The sequence below is a fragment of the Brachybacterium kimchii genome (assembly GCF_023373525.1).
Classification (GTDB): domain Bacteria; phylum Actinomycetota; class Actinomycetes; order Actinomycetales; family Dermabacteraceae; genus Brachybacterium; species Brachybacterium kimchii.
Genome location: NZ_CP097218.1, coordinates 2,868,297 through 2,885,814 on the forward strand (window position 1 = coordinate 2,868,297; position 17,518 = coordinate 2,885,814).

The 17,518-nt window shown below is 72.5% G+C and carries 13 protein-coding genes; 6 read left to right on the plus strand and 7 right to left on the minus strand.

What is annotated here, in order from left to right:
• Positions 1-44 precede the first annotated feature (44 nt).
• The 3 genes from M4486_RS13095 to M4486_RS13105 are packed head-to-tail and all read left to right on the plus strand — an operon-like array spanning position 45 to position 2,652.
• Positions 45-884, plus strand: a complete 840-nt coding sequence (locus tag M4486_RS13095) for an alpha/beta fold hydrolase (RefSeq protein WP_283257924.1) — start codon at positions 45-47, stop codon at positions 882-884.
• Positions 881-2,194: an MFS transporter gene (locus tag M4486_RS13100; protein WP_283257925.1), complete on the plus strand. Its 1,314-nt coding sequence runs from the start codon at positions 881-883 to the stop codon at positions 2,192-2,194. The genes M4486_RS13095 and M4486_RS13100 overlap by 4 nt, the downstream gene beginning before the upstream one ends.
• Before the next feature lie 26 nt (positions 2,195-2,220).
• A complete protein-coding gene (locus M4486_RS13105; RefSeq protein ID WP_249477693.1) occupies positions 2,221-2,652 on the plus strand; it encodes a VOC family protein in 432 nt (143 codons plus the stop codon).
• A 58-nt stretch (positions 2,653-2,710) separates the two neighbouring features.
• On the opposite strand, the gene M4486_RS13110 is transcribed toward M4486_RS13105, so the two are convergent.
• Positions 2,711-3,403: an aspartate/glutamate racemase family protein gene (locus M4486_RS13110; RefSeq protein WP_249477695.1), complete on the minus strand. Its 693-nt coding sequence runs from the start codon at positions 3,401-3,403 to the stop codon at positions 2,711-2,713.
• Positions 3,404-3,741: 338 nt separating this feature from the next.
• Positions 3,742-5,616: an HNH endonuclease signature motif containing protein gene (locus M4486_RS13115; protein ID WP_249477696.1), complete on the minus strand. Its 1,875-nt coding sequence runs from the start codon at positions 5,614-5,616 to the stop codon at positions 3,742-3,744.
• 438 nt (positions 5,617-6,054) lie between these two features.
• Here M4486_RS13115 and M4486_RS13120 point away from each other — a divergent pair, with 438 nt between their 5' ends.
• Positions 6,055-7,389 carry an FAD-binding oxidoreductase gene (locus tag M4486_RS13120; RefSeq protein WP_249477698.1) on the plus strand — a complete coding sequence of 445 codons (1,335 nt, stop codon included), beginning with the start codon at positions 6,055-6,057 and terminating at the stop codon, positions 7,387-7,389.
• Between the two features lie 43 nt (positions 7,390-7,432).
• Positions 7,433-8,287 (plus strand): alpha/beta fold hydrolase, encoded by an 855-nt coding sequence (locus M4486_RS13125; RefSeq protein ID WP_283257926.1) that lies wholly within the window; start codon positions 7,433-7,435, stop codon positions 8,285-8,287.
• On the opposite strand, the gene mraY is transcribed toward M4486_RS13125, so the two are convergent.
• From mraY to M4486_RS13150, 5 genes are all read right to left on the minus strand, one after another.
• Positions 8,257-9,357 (minus strand): phospho-N-acetylmuramoyl-pentapeptide-transferase, encoded by a 1,101-nt coding sequence (gene mraY, locus M4486_RS13130; protein ID WP_249477701.1) that lies wholly within the window; start codon positions 9,355-9,357, stop codon positions 8,257-8,259. The two genes, M4486_RS13125 and mraY, sit on opposite strands and share 31 nt — an antisense overlap.
• On the minus strand, positions 9,354-11,522 hold the full coding sequence (locus M4486_RS13135; protein ID WP_488154000.1) for a HelD family protein: 2,169 nt from the start codon (positions 11,520-11,522) through the stop codon (positions 9,354-9,356). The genes mraY and M4486_RS13135 overlap by 4 nt, the downstream gene beginning before the upstream one ends.
• 110 nt (positions 11,523-11,632) lie before the next feature.
• Complete coding sequence (locus M4486_RS13140) at positions 11,633-13,381, minus strand: ABC transporter ATP-binding protein (RefSeq protein ID WP_249477702.1); 1,749 nt, start codon at positions 13,379-13,381, stop codon at positions 11,633-11,635.
• Positions 13,378-16,074: an ABC transporter ATP-binding protein/permease gene (locus tag M4486_RS13145; protein WP_249477703.1), complete on the minus strand. Its 2,697-nt coding sequence runs from the start codon at positions 16,072-16,074 to the stop codon at positions 13,378-13,380. Before M4486_RS13145 ends, M4486_RS13140 begins: the two co-directional genes overlap by 4 nt.
• Positions 16,074-16,760 carry a TetR/AcrR family transcriptional regulator gene (locus M4486_RS13150; protein ID WP_249477704.1) on the minus strand — a complete coding sequence of 229 codons (687 nt, stop codon included), beginning with the start codon at positions 16,758-16,760 and terminating at the stop codon, positions 16,074-16,076. Before M4486_RS13150 ends, M4486_RS13145 begins: the two co-directional genes overlap by 1 nt.
• Before the next feature lie 155 nt (positions 16,761-16,915).
• On the opposite strand from M4486_RS13150, the gene M4486_RS13155 reads away from it, so the two are divergent.
• The gene (locus M4486_RS13155) at positions 16,916-17,458 is read left to right on the plus strand and encodes a DinB family protein (protein WP_249477705.1); all 543 of its coding nucleotides are present in this window, start codon (positions 16,916-16,918) and stop codon (positions 17,456-17,458) included.
• Positions 17,459-17,518 lie beyond the last annotated feature (60 nt).

Below are 17,518 nucleotides of genomic sequence, written 5' to 3' on the forward strand. Positions count from 1 at the left end.
GGACGGCTTTGCCGCTCCCGCGCGGCGAGGACTACCGTCAGCCCGTGCCGAAGATCCCCTCCCCCTCCGACGGCGCCCGCATCGCCTATGACGTGACCGGTTCGGGCCCCGCGGTCGTCCTCCTCCACGGATCCGTGCTCTCCCGCGCGATCTGGCGCGCCTACGGGTACGTCGACGCGCTGAGGAGCGACCGCACGGTGATCCGCATCGACCTGCGCGGGCACGGACGGTCCGACGCCCCGCACGAGGCGTCGGCCTATACCCAGGACGCGTTCGTCGCGGACATGATGGCCGTCCTCGACGCCGAGGGCATCCAGCGCGCCGCGCTGATGGGCTACTCGCTCGGCGCGCGCATCGCGGTCACCGCGGCCGTGCGCCGTCCCGAGCGCGTCACGCACCTGGTCTCCCTGGGCGGCTCCGCCTCCGCGCAGCAGGGCTCCGTGGACACCGTGTTCTTCCCCGGCACCGTCGAGACCCTGCGCAGCGAGGGCATGGAGGGCTTCTGCCGGGCGCAGGGGCTGGGGCCGGAGGTCAGCGGCCGACGCGACCGCGGCACCCGCACCGCCTTCCTCGCCGCCGATCCCCTGGCGATGGCCGCCCTGTTCACGGCGACCGAGACCACCCCCGGCATCCCCGACGCCGAACTCGCCGCGTGCCCGGTCCCCGCACTCTGGATGGCCGGCGATCGCGACCACCCCCGCTTCGAGGAGTCCGAGCACGCGGCGGCGATGATGCCCGACGCGCGCTTCGTCCCCCTGCCCGGCCGCACCCACGCCGGGACGCTCGCCCCCGCCGAGCCGATCCTCGAGCAGGTCATGCCGCTGCTCGACGCCCCGTCCCCCTCCGCCCCCTCCCCCGCATCGACGCGTCAGGAATCCGCATGACCACCTCCTCCTCGGCCTTCTCCCCCGCCCCCGGTGCTCCCGCCGCCTCCGCCCTCCCGGCCCCGCATCCGCGCCGCTGGCTGATCCTGGTGCTGGCCTGGGCGGCCTTCACGATGACCTCGCTCGACCGGTCCGTGTGGGGCCCGGCGGCGCCGAGCGTCGGCCAGGCCCTCGGGGTCGCGCTCGCCTCCCTGGGCGTGTTCGCGACCTGCTACTACATCGGCTACGTGGTCTCGAACTTCCTGGGCGGCCTGGCCTCCGACTGGGTGGGGCCGCGCGTGGTGCTCACCGCGTCGATGGTGCTCGCGGGAGCCGGGATGGTGTTCTTCGGCAGCGTCGAGTCCTTCGCGCTCGGTCTCGTGGCGCAGGCCCTCGTCGGGTTCTTCGCGGGAGCCGACTACTCGGCGGGCGCGAAGTCGATCTCCTCCTGGTTCTCGGGCCGCGAGCGGACCTTCGCCGTCGGCCTGTTCACGACCGCGACGTCGCTGGGCACGGTGGTCGCGAACCTCGTGGTGCCCACGATGATCGCCGAGCACGGCTGGCGGCTCTCCTACCACCTGTTCGGCGCGATCTCGATCGTGCTGGGCCTGGTCATCGCCGTGCTGCACCGGTCGCGGCCCCCGCAGGCCGAGGGCGCCGAGCTCGCCACACCGGCGGCGCCGCGCACCCCGCACCTGGGCCGCGTGCTGCGCAGCCGCGACCTGCTCGTGCTGGGCATCGCCGGCTTCTTCTCGCTGTGGGGCACGTACGGCTTCATCACCTGGTCGAACACCCTGATGATCGAGGGCAAGGGCATCGACCCGGTGCATGCGGGCGGGATCGTCGCCCTGTTCGCGATCACCGCCGTGGTGATGAAGCCCGTGATCGGCCTGGTGGCGGGGCGCGTGCCCTTCCACCGCAAGTACCTGGCCGCGGGCATCCTCGTGCTGTTCGCGCTGATGCTGCTGGTGTTCGGGGCGCTGGGCTCCCTGCCGGCGTTCTACATCGCCGCCCCCGTGCTGGGCTTCGCGGCATACTGCTACTCGCCGATCCAGAACGCTCTGATCCTCGACTACGCGGGCGCGGGCGACTCCGGCTCGGCCGCGGGCACGCTCAACGCGGTGTGGCAGCTGGGCAGCGTGGTGGTGCCGACGGTGGTCGGGGCGGTGTTCGCCTCGACCGGATCGGTGTACTCGGCGTTCGTGACCCTCGCGATCGGCCCGCTGCTCGCGGCGCTGCTGATGCTGCCGCTGAGCGGGCGGTTCCGCTCGGCGGCGCCGGAGGACGAGGCCACGACACCCGAGCCCGCTGCAGGCCCCGCAGCAGGTTGAGCACCGCCCGACACGAGGAGCACATCATGGACCAGCGCATCACCCTCATCACCCTCGGGGTCTCCGACCTCCGCCGCTCGACGTCCTTCTACGAGGCGCTCGGCTGGCGGGGCCAGGAGGTCGAGGAGACCGTGTTCTTCCAGGCGGGAGGCATGGGGCTGGTCCTGTGGAGCCGCGAGAAGCTCGCCCGGGACTCGGGAGTCCCGGCTCTCCCGTCGGGCGACGGGTTCGACGGGATCGTGCTCGCCCAGAACCTGCGTTCGGCCGAGGAGGTCGACGAGCTCATCGCGCGGGCCGAGTCCGCCGGCGCCGCGATCACGCGGGCTCCGGCGGAGACGTTCTACGGCGGCTACGCCGGCTGCTTCGCGGATCCCGACGGCCACCTCTGGGAGATCGCCTTCAACCCCGGGTTCCCGCTCGAGGCGGACGGGTCGCTGCGCATTCCTGAGCTGGGGTGAGGGGGTGAGGATGTCGCCCCGCTTCCCTTGAGCCTCTCGTGAGCGCCGAGACTGCGGCTCATTCGGCCAGCGCCGCGTCGACGGCGGCCTGCGCGTGCAGTCGCGTGGTCGGGAACACCGGGACCGGGGAGTCGTCGGCCCCGATGAGCAGCTCGATCTCGGTGCAGCCCAGGATGATCCCCTGGGCGCCGCGGTCGACGAGGCGCCGGATGACGTGCTGGTACTCGCGGCGCGAGGAGTCGCTGACGACGCCGACGACCAGCTCCTCGTAGATCACGCGGTGCACGAGTGCGCGGTCCTCGGGGTCCGGGACGATCGCCTCGATGCCGTGCTCGCGCATCCTGTCCACGTAGAAGCCCTGTTCCATCGTGAAGGCGGTGGCCAACAGGCCGACGCGGCGGATCCCGGCACTGGCGACCGCATCGGCCGTGATGTCGACGAGGTGCAGGAGCGGGATGTCGACGGCCGCCTCGATGGCATCGGCCACCAGGTGCATGGTGTTGGTGCACAGCACCAGGAGGTCGGCGCCGGCAGCTTCGAGGGCGTGTGCGCGCTCGGCGAGCAGCCGCCCGGCCGCGTCCCAGTCCCCGGCTTCCTGCATGGCCTCGATCTGTGCGAAGTCCACGGAGTCCAGGACGATCCGCGCGGAGTGCGTCCCTCCCAGGCGCTCGCGCACGGCCTGATTGGCCAGGCGGTAGTACTCGGCCGTCGACTCCCAGCTCATCCCGCCCAGCATGCCGATCATCCTCATGGGAGTGCTCCTCTACCTGGTGTCTGCGCTTCGGGTCTGCGTTCCGAGCGTGCTGCTCGGGTCTCTGCGGCACGTTCCGCCGAGGCCCGATCCTTGCACGTGGCGCGGATACGGCGAAGGCGCGCAGGCGTCGGTGCGAGCTGGGCTCTGCGTTGCGAAGGCCGAGAAGCCGATGACGCACCGGCTTATAGGGGCTGGCAGGGCGACGATCAGCCGTCCGCCTCCTTTGGGGCGCGCCTGTAGAGGGGCACGGTGGTGTGCCCCTCTACAGGCGGGGGTGGTGCTGTGCGGGGTCTGACCTCGCGCTCTGCCGGAGCCGACCGGGCCGGGCTCTCGGGTCAGAAGGGTGGTGGTCCGGGGTCGAACTTCGGAGGTGGATCCTGGCGTTTGCGTGGTTTTCGGGTGGTGGCGCTGATGGGGATGTCGCCGTCGTACTGGAACGTCGGGAGTGGTTGGTACCTGCGCCTGACGGGTTTCTCGACGGGGATTTCTTCCAGGTCGGGTGCTCCGGCGTGGTCCATGTCGACGCGGGGCCACGGGTCAGGGACACCAGGCCGGATCGGCCACGGTGAGTCCAGAACTGACGGCTCAGGCGAACCAGTCACCCCGCCACTGGGGGTTTCGCTGTCGTGCTCGCCAGCGCCCCGCTGCTCGTAGTCGTCCTGCCTGCGCTGTATCGAGTCCCAGACGGCGTCGAGCTGGGCGACGGCTTGTGGGGTGAGGAGGTCGGTGTCGTCCTCGCGGAACACGCGGAAGCGTTCCTGCATCTCCCACACCGTGCCCGCGGTCCCTGCCGGGGACTCGTCCGCTTCCACACGGATGGGGTCGAGTCGCCCGGCGGTCTTCATCGCGTGGTGGAACCAGCACAAGAAGTGCAGGTTCTCCACCGCCGTCCGACCACCACACACCGGATCCGCATGGTTGTACTCCACGATGTGGTCCGCTTCGGAGGCCACGGACGCTGCGCGTTCGCAGCCGGGAACGCCGCAGGATTGGCCGCGGAGGCGGAGGTGTTCGAGCATCGCCCCCGTGGGCCGGTACTTGTCCGCCGGCCGCGGCAAGAACTCACCCGATGACGGATCGGTGAGGACCCGGAACCATTCCTCGCTCTTGCCGGCGATCTCACGGGCCATCTGCGCGGGAATCGGCGTCCCGTCCTCCAACACACCCGGTGCGTCGTCGCCACCAACCAGGGTGAGGAAGGGAACGAGGACGTTCAACCGGAACCGTGCCTCCGGGACGGTGATGCCGCCGGTGTCGATCTGCGCGGCGTGGGCGAGGTGATAGCGGATCAGGTTGAGCGACAGGGGCATGCCCTCGTTCTCCACCCGACGATCCGGATCCAAGGGGATCTCGGTGCCCTCCATCAGGGCGTGACGCTGGGCGTTCTGGATCGCACGAGCCGCCAGGTCGAACTTCCCGGCCAATGCTTTGATCTCCGGGGCCGGGCCGATGATCCGCAGGGACGCGACGCCGTCGAGGGTTCCAGGGTCCAGGACCATGCGGCGGCGGGTGGCGGAGACTTCTTCGGGTTCTTTCGGGTGTCGCTGCTGAATCTTCGTGACAAGCAGGTCGAGGCATTTCGTGAATACTCTCGGCATGATCGCCAGACACCACGAGGCGACCGTGACATCCACGAGGACCATTTCCGCCGGGGTGAAATCCGCGGTGCGCCGCAACAGGGTCCGGAACCATTCCGCCGGGAATTCCCCCGCCTCCAATGCTTGGGTGCAGCGCGGGAGGAGGTCCACGGCCCGGTGGGCGTCGGTGATGGCTTTGGTGGCCTGGCCGCGGGTGCAGCGCATCGCCACAGCGACCATCAGGTCCTGCTGCTCGACCTCGTAGGGGTCGGCGTCCATGTCCTCGCGCCCCGCCCAGAACGGCGCCAGGGCCACGAAACGCCGGGAGAGTTCATAGGACTCATCGACACCCTCGTCCCACAGGGCACGGACCTGCGCAGTGAGCTCCACATCAGGGCGGGCCTTGACCCTGCGTGCCACCACATCGCGGCAGACCGGCTTCTTGGATTCCTTCACGACGAACAAGGGCTTCACACCCTCCGGGGGTGCGGTCACGAACCGGGGCGTGTGGGCATGCATGTCCTCGCGCTGACGCTCGGTCATCTTCTCCAGATCATCGAGGATCGTGAACGTCGACTCGATCGCCGGCTCCCCGGGCAGGTCCAGCCGCCCCTGCGACTCCGGCTGCTCCACCGCACTCATCTCACCCACCCCCCCCTTCCCCGGCATTCCACGACCCCGCGCGAGACTCCGCGAGACTGCGCGATGCGATAACTCTGATTCGAGAGGCCAGAAAGCAGAACCCGTCGACATCACCAATGAAACCGCTGGCGCTCGCTCTCGATATGTCCGATTCTATCCCGCCGCGCCACGGAAAGCCAGACCTCTATGGAGAATGTGGATAAGCCTGCGGATATTCCCCGCTTCCTCTGCATCCGCCGCCCCGTAGTGGATAACCCCGTGGAAAACACCCCCATGTGGAGGAACCGCCGCGAATACCCAGACCTCAGCGGGCACCCCCAACACCCCACATCCCGACCCCTTGACCCTGTGCCGACCACACGGTCTCCGATGAACTCTTCACGCCCCCTCGAACCCCGCACGAAGCGCCACCCGAGAGAACGGACCCGCATGAGCCAGCACGACCTCATCACCGACCTCCACGCCCGGCACCCGGACATCACCCACGCCCTGCCCGGCGAGGACATGTACGCCCGCTCGCTCGACCTGTGGAACGGCGGGGTCACGACGAGACCGGCCGTGATCGCGCGACCACGCAGCACCGACCAGGTGTCCTCGCTCGTCCGGCTCGCCCGGGAGCACGGCACTCCCCTCGCCGTGCGCGGCGGGGGCCACGACTGGCTGGGCCGGTCCCTGGCGGCCGACGGGCTCACGATCGACCTCGCCGACCTGCGCGACGTGAGGATCGAGGGCACGGAGGCGATCGTCGGCGGCGGCGCCCTGGCCCGGGATCTCGTCGCCGAGTCGAGCCCCCGCGGGCTGCTCGCCGCGACCGGCACCGCCGGATCGGTGGGGCTGGCCGGGCTCTCCCTCGCCGGCGGCTACGGCCCGCTTCTGGGCACGGCGGGCCTGGCCTGCGACAACATCCTGGGTGCGGAGGTCGTCCTGGCCGACGGCACGGTCACCTCGACGCAGGAGGACCCGGAGCTGCTGTGGGCGCTGCGGGGCGGCGGTGGGAACTTCGGCGTGGTGACGTCGATGCGGATCGCCCTGCACCGCGATTCCGGCATCGTCGGTGGGACCGTGCTCTTCCCGGGGTCGCAGGCGTCGACGGTGCTCGACGGCTGCGCCGAGCTCATCGCACGTGCGGATCGCGGCCTGACCCTGCTCGCCGAGCTCACGCACGTCCCCGACGTCGGCCCCTGCGTGCTCGTGGTCGCTGTGTGGTCCGGAGAGCCCGGCGGGGCGGGCCCCGCGCTCGACGAGGTGCGAGGACTCGGCACTCCCCTCGTCGAGGACATGAAGCCGACGACGCAGCAGGATCTGCTCGCGGGCTTCGACCAGCAGGTGCCGCACGGGATGCACTGGTGCATGCGCGCACGAACGGTCCGCGCCCTGACCCCCGAGGTCATCCAGGCGCTGCTCACCGCGGCCGAGGACCGGCCGGGCCCCGGTGCCGGCATCGGTATGCGCCAGTTCCACGGCGCGGCGACCGACGTGCCAGCGGATGCCACCGCCTTCGGCCGACGCGAGCAGCACGTGGCCCTGGAGATCTCAGCCGGATGGACCGACGGAGAGGACCCGGAGCCCTACGTCGAGTGGGCGGAGCAGGTGCGGAGCGTCCTCGAGCCGCTCGCCCTCCCCGGCGGCTATCCGAACTTCCTCGCCCCGCAGTTCACGGATCAGGTCGCGGCCTCGTACGGGGACCACGCCGAGCGTCTGCGCAGGGCGAAGGCCCGCTTCGACCCCGACGGCGTCTTCACCGCCACGCCCCTGCCCTCCTGAGGCACCATCATCCCGACTCGCGACCGCTGACAGCGCGCCCCGCATGCCCGATCATGGGGCGAAAGAGCGTCAATCGCCCGAGAGCCGAGAGAGCCGAGAACGTGCGAGAGCGGGGAACCCTGTGCACCTGAGCGAGACGGTCGGACACGACGCGACCCGCTGCGTCGTCCTCGTCCACGCCGTGCGGTCATCGCGGACCATGTGGAAGGGCCAGACCCGCAGGCTGCGCCGCCGCGGGTACACGGTGATCGCACCGGACCTGCCGGGGCACGGACGGCGCCGGGACGAGCCGTTCACGCTCGACGGGGCGCTCGCGACGATCGAGGACGCCGTGAGCGCGTGCGAGGAGCCGCCGCTGCTGGTCGGCCTCTCGCTGGGCGGCTTCCTCGCCCTGCACTGGGCCGGCACGCATACCGGGCGCCTCGCCGGCGTGGTCGCCGCCGACTGCACGATCGTCCCGGGCCCGGCGCTCGCCCGGATCTACGGGCTCTGGATCAGCATGAAGGACTGGGTCCCCGGGGATTCCGACGCGCGGGTCGCCCGCGCCTTCGCGCGTCGGCACAGCGAGAAGGCCGCGCGGCGCTACTACGGCGGCGGGCGCGCCCACGGGGTGGTCCGGGGCGTCGTGCGCACCATCGGATCGCTCGACCTGCTGGCCGACGTCGCCGCGATCGACGTGCCCCTGACCTTCATCAACGGCGCGCAGGATCCCTTCCGACGGCACGAAGCCCTGTTCGTGGAGGCCGCGCGCGACGCGCGCCTCGTGATCCTCGACGACGCCGGCCACCTCGCGAACCTCTCCCGGCCCAAGCGCTTCACGAAGGTGCTGCGCCGCGCCGCCGGCGAGAGCGCCGACGGCCACCGCGCTCACCCCGCCCTCAGCACCCACTCCCCGTAGAACAGCGCCAGCCCGGCGCCCACGCAGATCGCGCTGATCAGCCAGAACCGGATCGAGACGGTGACCTGGCTCCAGCCGCGCATCTCGAAGTGGTGGTGGATGGGGGTGATGAGGAACAGGCGCCTGCCCACGCCGTTGTTGCGCCGCTTGGTGAGCTTGAAGAAGCCGACCTGCAGGATCACGGTGACGGTCTCGAAGACGAACAGGCCGCCGAGGACGACCATCAGCAGCTCGGTGCGGGTCATGATCGCGAGGCCGGCGAGCGCCCCGCCGAGGGCGAGGGAGCCGGTGTCGCCCATGAACAGGATGGCGGGCGGCGTGTTCCACCACAGGAAGCCGATGCAGGCGCCGGCGAGGCAGGCGGCGACGAGGGCGAGGTCCAGGGGGTCGCGCACCTCGTAGCAGCCCGGCTCGACCAGTGCGCGGCAGTTCTGCAGCGACTTCCAGATCCCGATGAACGCGTAGGCGGCGAAGGCCATCGCGGAGGCGCCGGCGGCCTGGCCGTCGAGGCCGTCGGTGAGGTTCACGCCGTTGCTCGCGCCGGTGATCATGAGCACCGCCCACGCCACGAACAGGAGGGTCCCCACGATCACCCCGAAGGCGGCGAGGTCGATCGCCGTGTCGCGGACCAGGGAGATCCGGAAGCTCGCCGGGGTGATGCCGTCGCGGGCGAAGCGGGTGGCGAGCAGGGCGAAGACGACGGCCACCGTGGTCTGGCCCAGCAGCTTCTGCCACGACCGCAGCCCGAGGGAGCGCTCTCGGCGGATCTTCGTCCAGTCGTCGAGGAAGCCGACGAACCCGACGCCGAGCATCAGGAACAGCACGAGCATGCCGGAGACCGTGGGCGCCGACCACGTGACCAGGTGCGCGAGCAGGTAGCCGGCGAGCGTCGCGCCCATGATGGCGATCCCGCCCATCTGCGGGGTGCCGCGCTTGGACAGGTGGGTCGTCGGCCCGTCCATGCGCACGAACTGGGCCCACCCTCTGCGCTTGGCGAGCTCGGTGTAGAGCCGCGTGCCGACGGCGCCGACGATCAGGGCGATCGCCGTGCCCAGGAGGATCAGGGTCATGACTCGGGATCATCCCATCCCGGCTCGAGGGTCACCAGTCGGTGGGTCGCGCGGGTGCGCGCCACGTAGAGGTCCCGCGCCCCCGCCTCCCCGGCCGCCTCGATCGCGGAGGGGTCCACGACGATCACGCTGTCGAACTCGAGACCGCGGGCCTCGGGCGCGGCGATCACGCTCGCGCCGCCGCCGCGGAGGGCGTCCTGCGCGGCGTCCGCGTCGTCGGCCGTGGTGATCACGCCGACGAGGCCGTTGGGGTCGCTCGCGCGGAGCTCGTCGACCGCGCGCCGCAGGTCCTCGAGGAGCCTGCCGCGCGAGGAGGGCACCCGGGACGGTTCCTCGCCGTGGCGCAGGGAGCGCGAGAGCCGCTGCTGCGGGGCGATCCGCGCGAGCAGCTCGCGGGTCGACTCGAGGATCTCCGCGGTGGTGCGGTAGTTGATGCTCAGCGTCCGATGCTCGAAGCGGTCCTGGACGAAGGGGGCGAGCGCCTCGTCCCAGCTGCGGATCGTGCTGGTGGGGCCCGCCTGGGCGAGGTCCCCGACCACCGTCATCGAGCGCTCCGGGCAGCGCCGCACGAGAGCGCGCCACTGCATCGGGGAGAGCTGCTGCGCCTCGTCGACGACGATGTGGCCGACGATGTCCTCGGGCGGACCGTCCACGAGCGCTCGCGCCTCGTCGAGCAGGGCGAGATCGGCGAACGACCAGCCCGTCGGGCCGTCCGAACCTGCGCGGCCGTCCGTCCCCGCCATCTGCTCGAGGTCCTCGGCCGACGCCTCCGGCAGTGCGCGGGCGAGCGCCGCGGGATCGGCGAGGACCCGGCGCACCACGTCCTCGGGATCGAGTCGCGGCCACACCGTCTCGACGGCGCGGTCGATGGCGGGATCCTCGAGCAGGTCCTCGTGGATCTGCTCCCAGTCGATGTCGAGATCAGCGCCCGTCCCCTGCGCGCCGTCGCCGCCCATGCGGGTGAGGTCTCCCGCGACCGCCCGGTCGAGGTTCAGACCGTAGGCGGCCTCGAGCTCCGCCTCGAAGGCGCTGTCCTCGCCCGATGTGCGCGCCTCGAGCTCGCTGACCAGGTCGTCCACGATCGCCTCGAGGAACAGGGCGCGGGCCTCGGTGTGCCCGGACGCGCCCTGCAGCGCGGAGCGTCGGGCGGCGTCGACGAGCTCGGCGTCGAGCACGACGGTGTCGTGAGCGGTGCGCAGCTCGAGCGGCACCCCGTGGGGCTGATGGCCGCGCACGTGCGCGGCGAGGGCGTCCGCGAGCTCGGCGCGGCCCTTGAGCCGGGCGATGCGGTCGGGCTCGGTGCGCGCGGGCTCCGTGCGGACGAGGTCGGGGAGCGTCGCCAGGTGCACGTCGTTCTCCCCGAGCGAGGGCAGCACGTCGGAGATGTACGTGAGGAACCGCCGGTTCGGGCCGAACACCATGACGCCGCGCCCGGCGATGGCCGGCCATGCGTAGAGCACGAAGGCGGCGCGGTGCAGGGCGACGATCGTCTTGCCCGTGCCCGGTCCGCCGTCGACCACGGTGACGCCGCGGTGGGGCGAGCGGACGATGTCGTCCTGCTCGGACTGCAGGGTGGAGGCGGCCTCGCGCATCCGTCCCGTGCGGGGTCCGCTGAGGGCCGCGGTGAGCGGCCCGTCGCCGACCACGTCGCCCGGCAGCGGGGCGCTGCCGTCGAGGATCTCGTCGCTGACGCCGACGACCCGTCGGCCGTCCGTGCGCAGGTGGCGGCGCCTGCGCAGCCCCATCGGGCTGACCATGGTCGCGGCGTAGAAGGGGCGCGCGGCCTCGGCCCGCCAGTCCACCAGCAGCGTGTCGCCGTCCGGGGTGCGCATGCCGATCCTGCCGATGTGCAGACCGTCCTCAGGCGCGGAGCCCGCCTCGCCGCTGCCGTCGATGCGCCCGAAGCACAGCGAGCGCTCGGCCGCCCGCAGCTGCCGGATCCTCTCCGCCAGCCGGTGCACCTCGACGTCCCGCGCGTAGGCGTCCGCCGGGCCGCCGACGGGGGCCGCGAGGGCCCGCTGCTGCGCGGCCGTCCGCTCCTGCACCTCCCGGTCGAGCCGCTCATGCATGCGGTCCACCGCGCGCTGCTCGACCTCCGTCTGGCCCTCTCGGCTCCCACCTGCATCGATATCGCTATGACCTGCCGAACTCGTCCGTTCGTCCACGCACCCCGCCTCTCGAAGACCCACCAACTATGAGGACGGCGGCGGCGAAGGTCAACGTTGACTTCCTCTCCCGGCTCGTGTCCTGAGCAGGGGCGGAGCGCCGCCGGCGCTCAGGGACGGCTGGTCAGCCGCCAGGCCCCGGCGGCGTCCTGCTGGCGGCAGAACTCGGCGAAGCGGCCGCCCGCCGACAGCAGGTCCGCGATGGTCCCGTCCTCGACGATGCGTCCGTCCTCGAGGAAGACCACGCGGTCGGCGGCGCGGATGCTGCTGAGCCGATGGGCGACGATCACCCGTGTGCGCGGGGTCGGATCGTCGGTGAGGGCGGCGGCGACCGCCGTCTCGTTCTCCGTGTCCAGCGCGCTCGTGGCCTCGTCCACGAGCAGCACGGGCGAGGGCTTGAGCAGCGCGCGGGCGATGGAGACGCGCTGGCGCTCCCCGCCGGAGAGGCCTCCGCCCGCCTCGCCGACCGCGCTGTCCCAGCCGTCGGGCATGCGGTCCACGAGGGAGTCGACCCGGGCGAGGCCCGCGGCCTCCGAGACCCGGTCCTCACCGGCCTGCGGGTCCCCCACCAGGACGTTCTTCCGGATGCTGCCCTCGAACAGGTAGGGATGCTGGAACACCATGCTGATGAGCCCGCGGCGCGTGTCTGGGTCGAGCGCGGAGAGGTCCGTCCCGTCGATCAGCACGGAGCCCGCGCTCGGCTGCTGGAGCCCGGCGAGGAGGGCGAGCACGGTGCTCTTCCCGGACCCCGAGGGGCCGACGATCGCCGTGGTGGTGCCCGGTGCGAGCGCGAGATCGAAGTCCTCGAGCACCGCCGGCCCCGCCTGGTCGTCCTCCCCGTAGCGGAAGTCGACGCCGCGCAGCTCGATCCGCGGGGCGTCGGCCGGCGCCGCATCCGCCGTCCCCTCGGGGTCGCGGGGTGCGCGCAGCACCTCGCGGATGTTCCGCAGCGCGCCCGTGGTCGTCTCGATCCCCGGGGAGAGCTCGGCGAGCACGGTGAAGGACTCGAGGCAGCGGACGATCACGACGATCAGCGCGATCGCCTGGGGCGCGCTGAGCGTGCCCCGCACGGTGAGCACGACGGTGGTCGCCGCGAGCAGGAGCAGGGCGATCTGGCTGGCCAGCCCGAACAGCACCTGGCCGGGGACCTGCAGGAGCAGGGTGCGCATGGTCGCGCCGTGCTGCGCGGCGAGCGCCGCCCCCACGTGGCTGCGAGCGGGCTCCGCGCGGCGCGCCGCCCGCAGCGCCTGCTGGGTGCGCGCGAACTCGAGGACCCGCTCGGTGAGTCTGCTGTTCGCATGCGCGGCGGCGCGGTCGGCGCTGCGCGAGAGGCGCCCCGAGGCCCACATGGCCCCCAGCAGCACGAGGATCCCGGCGAGTGCGGCGACGCCCAGCTGCCAGGCGATCGGGAACAGCGCGATCGCGATCACCGTGGGCAGCAGCACCGCGCTGAGCAGCGGCGTCACGAAGTTCAGGATGATGCCCACGAGGTCCGGACCGGTCGCGGCGACGGCCTGCCGCGTGGTCGAGGTGTGCTCCGCCGTGAACCAGTCCAGGCGGATGCCGGTGATGCGGTCGGCGACGGTGCGCTGGCCGTCGCGCAGGATCCCGAAGCCCAGGCGGAAGCCGAGCCGGCCGGCGGAGCGGTCGACGATCCAGCCGACGACGGTGACCAGGGCGAGCGCGCCCAGCCACGGCCAGGCGTCGGCGGGCGTCCCGCTGAACAGCGCCGCGACCAGGGGCACGAGCAGCACGCAGCCGACGGCGCGCAAGACCACGCCGAGGACCGTGAGGGCGAGGTGCCGGGCGACGAGGCCGCCGCTGTGCGGGGGCAGGAGGGAGAGCATCGCGCGGATCATCGGACCGCCTCCGTTCCCGTGCCGGAGCCCGTGCCGGGTCCCGCACCGTGGGCCGACGCGAGGGGCCTGCCGGCGTCCCACAGCCGCCGGTACCTGCCCTCGCGCGCGAGCAGCTCCTGGTGCGTGCCGGTCTCGGCGATGCCCCCGTGGTCGAGGACGACGATCCTGTCCACGCCGGTGACGGTGTGGAGGCGGTGGGCGATCACGAGCACGGTGCGCCCGGCCGTCAGCCGGTTCAGCGCCCTCTGCACGAGGTACTCGGACTCGGGGTCGGCGAAGGCCGTGGCCTCGTCGAGCACGAGCACGGGGGTGTCGGCGAGCAGCGCGCGGGCGATGGTGAGGCGCTGGCGCTCCCCGCCCGAGAGCGCCGCGTCCGGACCGAGCTCGGTGTCGTAGCCCTGCGGCATGCGCAGGATCCGCTCATGCAGCTGCGCATCGCGGGCCGCGGCCTCGATCTGCGCGTCGCCCGCGTCCGGCGCGGCCAGGGCGATGTTCTCGCGCACGGTGCCCTGGACCAGCTGGGTCTGCTGGAGGACGAAGCCGATGCGGGTGTAGAGCTCGTCGGCGGTGAGGGAGCGCAGGTCGTCGCCGTCCACGCGGATCGCGCCGCCGTCGACGTCGTGGAAGCGGGCGAGGAGCGCCGCGAGCGAGGACTTGCCCGATCCCGAGGGGCCGACGAGCGCCGTCACCGTGCCGGACTCCAGGGTGAGGTCGATGTCCTCCAGCACGGGCACGCCGGGTCGGTACGAGAAGCCGACGCGGTCGAACTCGACGCGGCCCGCGCGGGCGGGCTCGGCCGAGGAGGCGGCGGCGGGGGCCGTCCCGTCCGTCGGCGACGGGAGGGTCTCGAGCTCCGGCTCGTCGAGCGCCACCTGGATGCGGCGCGCGGCGAGCATCCCCGTGCGCAGGCCGCCCAGCCCGTAGCCGACGCCCAGCAGGCGCGCCCCGAACGTCGTTCCCAGCAGCAGGAACGGCAGCAGGTCGATCGGCGCCATGGAGCCGGTGACGATGAACAGGGTGCCGGGGGCGCAGATGAGCAGCAGGAACGTTCCGGGCCTGGTCACGAGGTCGATGAAGGTCCGCTGCCCGAGCATCGGCTGCTGCCAGGCCCGCAGGAACTCGACGTACTCCCCCAGGCGGGCGCGGAAGCTCGATGCCGCGGCGCCGCCGAACACGCGGATCACGGGCTGCCCGTCGAGGTAGGCGCCGGCCTCGACGTTCATGCGCTCGGCCCACCGCAGCGCGAGGGCGGTCTTCGGGCCGGACTGGACCAGCATCACCATCATCCCCCACACGTAGGCGAGCACCGGGATCAGCAGGATCAGGGCGAGCCGCCAGTCGACGACGAACAGGTAGACGAGCACCCCGATCGGCGCGACCGCGGCGGCCGCCGCGTCGGGCACGGCGTGGGTGACCAGGTAGTGCAGCGAGAGCGTGTCGTCCTGGACGAGCTGCTTGATGCGCCCGGAGCCGCGGGCGTCGAACCATCCCAGCGGGACCCTCGAGAGCTTCGCGAGCAGACGCTCGCGCACGTCGCGAGCGAAGCGCGCGTCGACGGCGTGGAGCCACGCCATGAGCGCCGCCGAGGCGAGCACCCCGAGTCCCATGAGGACCACGGCCCAGATGCCGAGGGCCCACAGGCGGGACGGGTCGTCGCCCCGCAGCAGACGGCGCGCGAGCTCGACGAGCAGCACGAACGGCGCCAGCTGCAGCAGGGTGACGAGGGCCTGCACGACGCCGGCGACGATCAGGTGCGTCCGCATCGGGGCGAGCAGACGGCCACCGGCCTGCGTGCGCCATCGGCCTGTGGATGTGCGGGCAGCGGGGACCGGTGCGCTCTCCTGCTCCTCCTCGATCGCGGGCGCGGACGCCCGCGCCTCCTGCTCCGCCCCGCTCTCCGGCACCGGCGCCGGCACCGGCTCCGGCACGGGCTCCGGTGCGGCCTTGGAGCGGTTCGATCCGAACGCCCGGCCGTAGTACCAGTAGGCCTGCGCGTGCATCTCGCTGCGGGGGAAGCCGAACTCCTCCTTCAGGCGTGTCCGCAGGATCTTCAGCGAGCCCGATTCCGGCGCCGTCCAGACGTACCAGTCCGACCAGTCGCGGGTCTCGATGGCGGCGGCCAGCGACTGCTCGCCCCGACGCGGCACCCAGTGCACCGCGGCCCGCGGATGGTCGACGAGGGGGATGCTGCGATCGGTCTCCGCGTGTTCCTCGAGGTAGACCTCGATCGGCACCTCGGCGGGGACGACGGCGAGGATCCCGTTGATCGCGGGGATCGAGGCCGAGTCGCCGATCAGCAGGTACCCGGCGGGGAGCTCGTCGGGCAGGTCGAAGCGGGGACTGCCGAACGGCGTCACCTGGACCGTCGTCCCGACCTCGGCGCTGCGCGCCCAGGCGGAGGCGGGCCCGGCGGGCTCGTGCAGCACCATGTCGATCGCGAAGTCGCCGGTCGCGGCGTCGCCCTGGGCGACGGTGTATCCGCGCTGGTGCTCGAAGTCCTTGCCCTCGTGGTCCGGGAACCAGAAGCGCACGGCCGCGGCCGGGGCGAGCACGTCGTCCTCGAGCAGCGTGTCCGAGTGCATGTGGATGCGCACGAACCCCGGCGCGAGGGTCTCGGTGCCCGTCACCGTGGCCTCGTGGTCCTTCGCGCCGTACGCGCGCATGATCGCGCCGCCCACGCCTCTCCTGGCCATCACTGCTCCTTCTCCGCCGCGTCGAGCGCGGCCCTGATCTGGTGGGCGCTGGACCCGGGCGGCGCCGACGCCGCGAATCCGCGCACCACGGCGCCCAGCCAGAGCCGCACGTAGTCGTCGTCGCCCACATCGGGCAGGGAGCGCACCGCCGGCCCGAGGGTCGTGTCGGCCCGCAGCTGGGCCTCGGCCGCGAGCTGCTGCGAGCTGAGGCCCTCCTCGTGCCGCCTGCGGGTCTCCTCGGCGGCGGCATAGCCGATGGCGACCGAGGCGACCGCGGTCGCGAGCACGATCGCGGCGTCGGCGTCGTAGCCGCGTCGACCCAGTGCCTCGACCTCCGTCGCGAGCAGCCGGCGGCCGTTCTCGCCGCGCGGGAAGAGGGTCTGCACGTAGCTCGCGAGGCCGGGGCTCGCGAGGATGGCGGCGCGCAGCTGCATCCCGAAGCTCAGCAGGTGGCGCTCGGTGCTGTGGGCGGGGTCGTCCTCGAGCTCGATGTCGGCGAGGATGCTCTCCCCCACCAGGCGCTCGAGGCCCCACCGCCCCTCGACGTGCCGGTAGAGCGCTGTCGAGGTCACGCCGAGGCGCTCGGCGACGGCGTTCAGGCTCAGGCGCTCGAGTCCCAGCTCGCGCCCGGCGCGGACGATGTCCTCGCTCCGGATCTGCGGGGGCCGTCCGCCGACGCGCGCCATCGGCGCCCTCCCGTCCTCGAAGTTATGGGTATCAACTAAGGGGAGGCTAAGCGAACCCGGGTGGCGGCGCAAGGGTCGGCCGGTGAGCGGTCCGCGACGGGCCGACGGGCGGGCGGCCACGGGCCCGTCGGACCCCGGGTCTAGGCTCGCGGAGCATGACACCGGAACTCGACGAGCACGGCCGCCTCGACCCGCCCCTGGACGCCGACGAGTGGGGGACCCTGTGCGGATTCCTCGACTACCAGCGGGCCACGTTCGCCTGGAAGTGCCGGGGCCTCGACGCCGCGCAGCTCGCACGCACCCTCCCGCCGAGCCCGATGACGCTCGCGGGGATGATGAAGCACCTGGCCTACGTCGAGGACGACTGGTTCAGCCGCGACCTGCACGACGAACCGCTGCGGGAGCCCTGGGCGTCCGTCGACTGGAGGGCCCGACCCGAGTGGGAGTGGGAGACCGCGGTCGTCGACGACCCCGACGAGGTGCGCGCGCTGTGGACCGCGTCGGTCGAGCGGGCCCGCGAGCTCGCCGCCCGGGCGTACGAGGAGGGCGGGCTGGGCATCGCCGCGAAGCGCCGGTTCCCCGACGGGCGCAGCCCGAGCCTGCGCTGGATCATGACCCACATGATCGAGGAGTACGCGCGCCACAACGGCCACGCCGACCTGTTGCGCGAGTCGATCGACGGGGAGGTCGGCGAGTAGCGGCGAGCACCTCGGCGGGCAGGTCGGCGCGCCCGACCCCTGGTGCTCGCGGCCGCCCCG

Coding starts and splice junctions, on each gene's coding strand:
- M4486_RS13100 (WP_283257925.1), top strand. CDS start 881: ATGACCACCTCCTCCTCGGCCTTCTCCCCCGCCCCCGGTGCTCCCGCC.
- M4486_RS13105 (WP_249477693.1), top strand. CDS start 2,221: ATGGACCAGCGCATCACCCTCATCACCCTCGGGGTCTCCGACCTCCGC.
- M4486_RS13110 (WP_249477695.1), bottom strand. CDS start 3,403: ATGAGGATGATCGGCATGCTGGGCGGGATGAGCTGGGAGTCGACGGCC.
- M4486_RS13120 (WP_249477698.1), top strand. CDS start 6,055: ATGAGCCAGCACGACCTCATCACCGACCTCCACGCCCGGCACCCGGAC.
- M4486_RS13125 (WP_283257926.1), top strand. CDS start 7,433: ATGCCCGATCATGGGGCGAAAGAGCGTCAATCGCCCGAGAGCCGAGAG.
- mraY (WP_249477701.1), bottom strand. CDS start 9,357: ATGACCCTGATCCTCCTGGGCACGGCGATCGCCCTGATCGTCGGCGCC.
- M4486_RS13140 (WP_249477702.1), bottom strand. CDS start 13,381: ATGATCCGCGCGATGCTCTCCCTCCTGCCCCCGCACAGCGGCGGCCTC.
- M4486_RS13145 (WP_249477703.1), bottom strand. CDS start 16,074: ATGGCCAGGAGAGGCGTGGGCGGCGCGATCATGCGCGCGTACGGCGCG.
- M4486_RS13150 (WP_249477704.1), bottom strand. CDS start 16,760: ATGGCGCGCGTCGGCGGACGGCCCCCGCAGATCCGGAGCGAGGACATC.
- M4486_RS13155 (WP_249477705.1), top strand. CDS start 16,916: ATGACACCGGAACTCGACGAGCACGGCCGCCTCGACCCGCCCCTGGAC.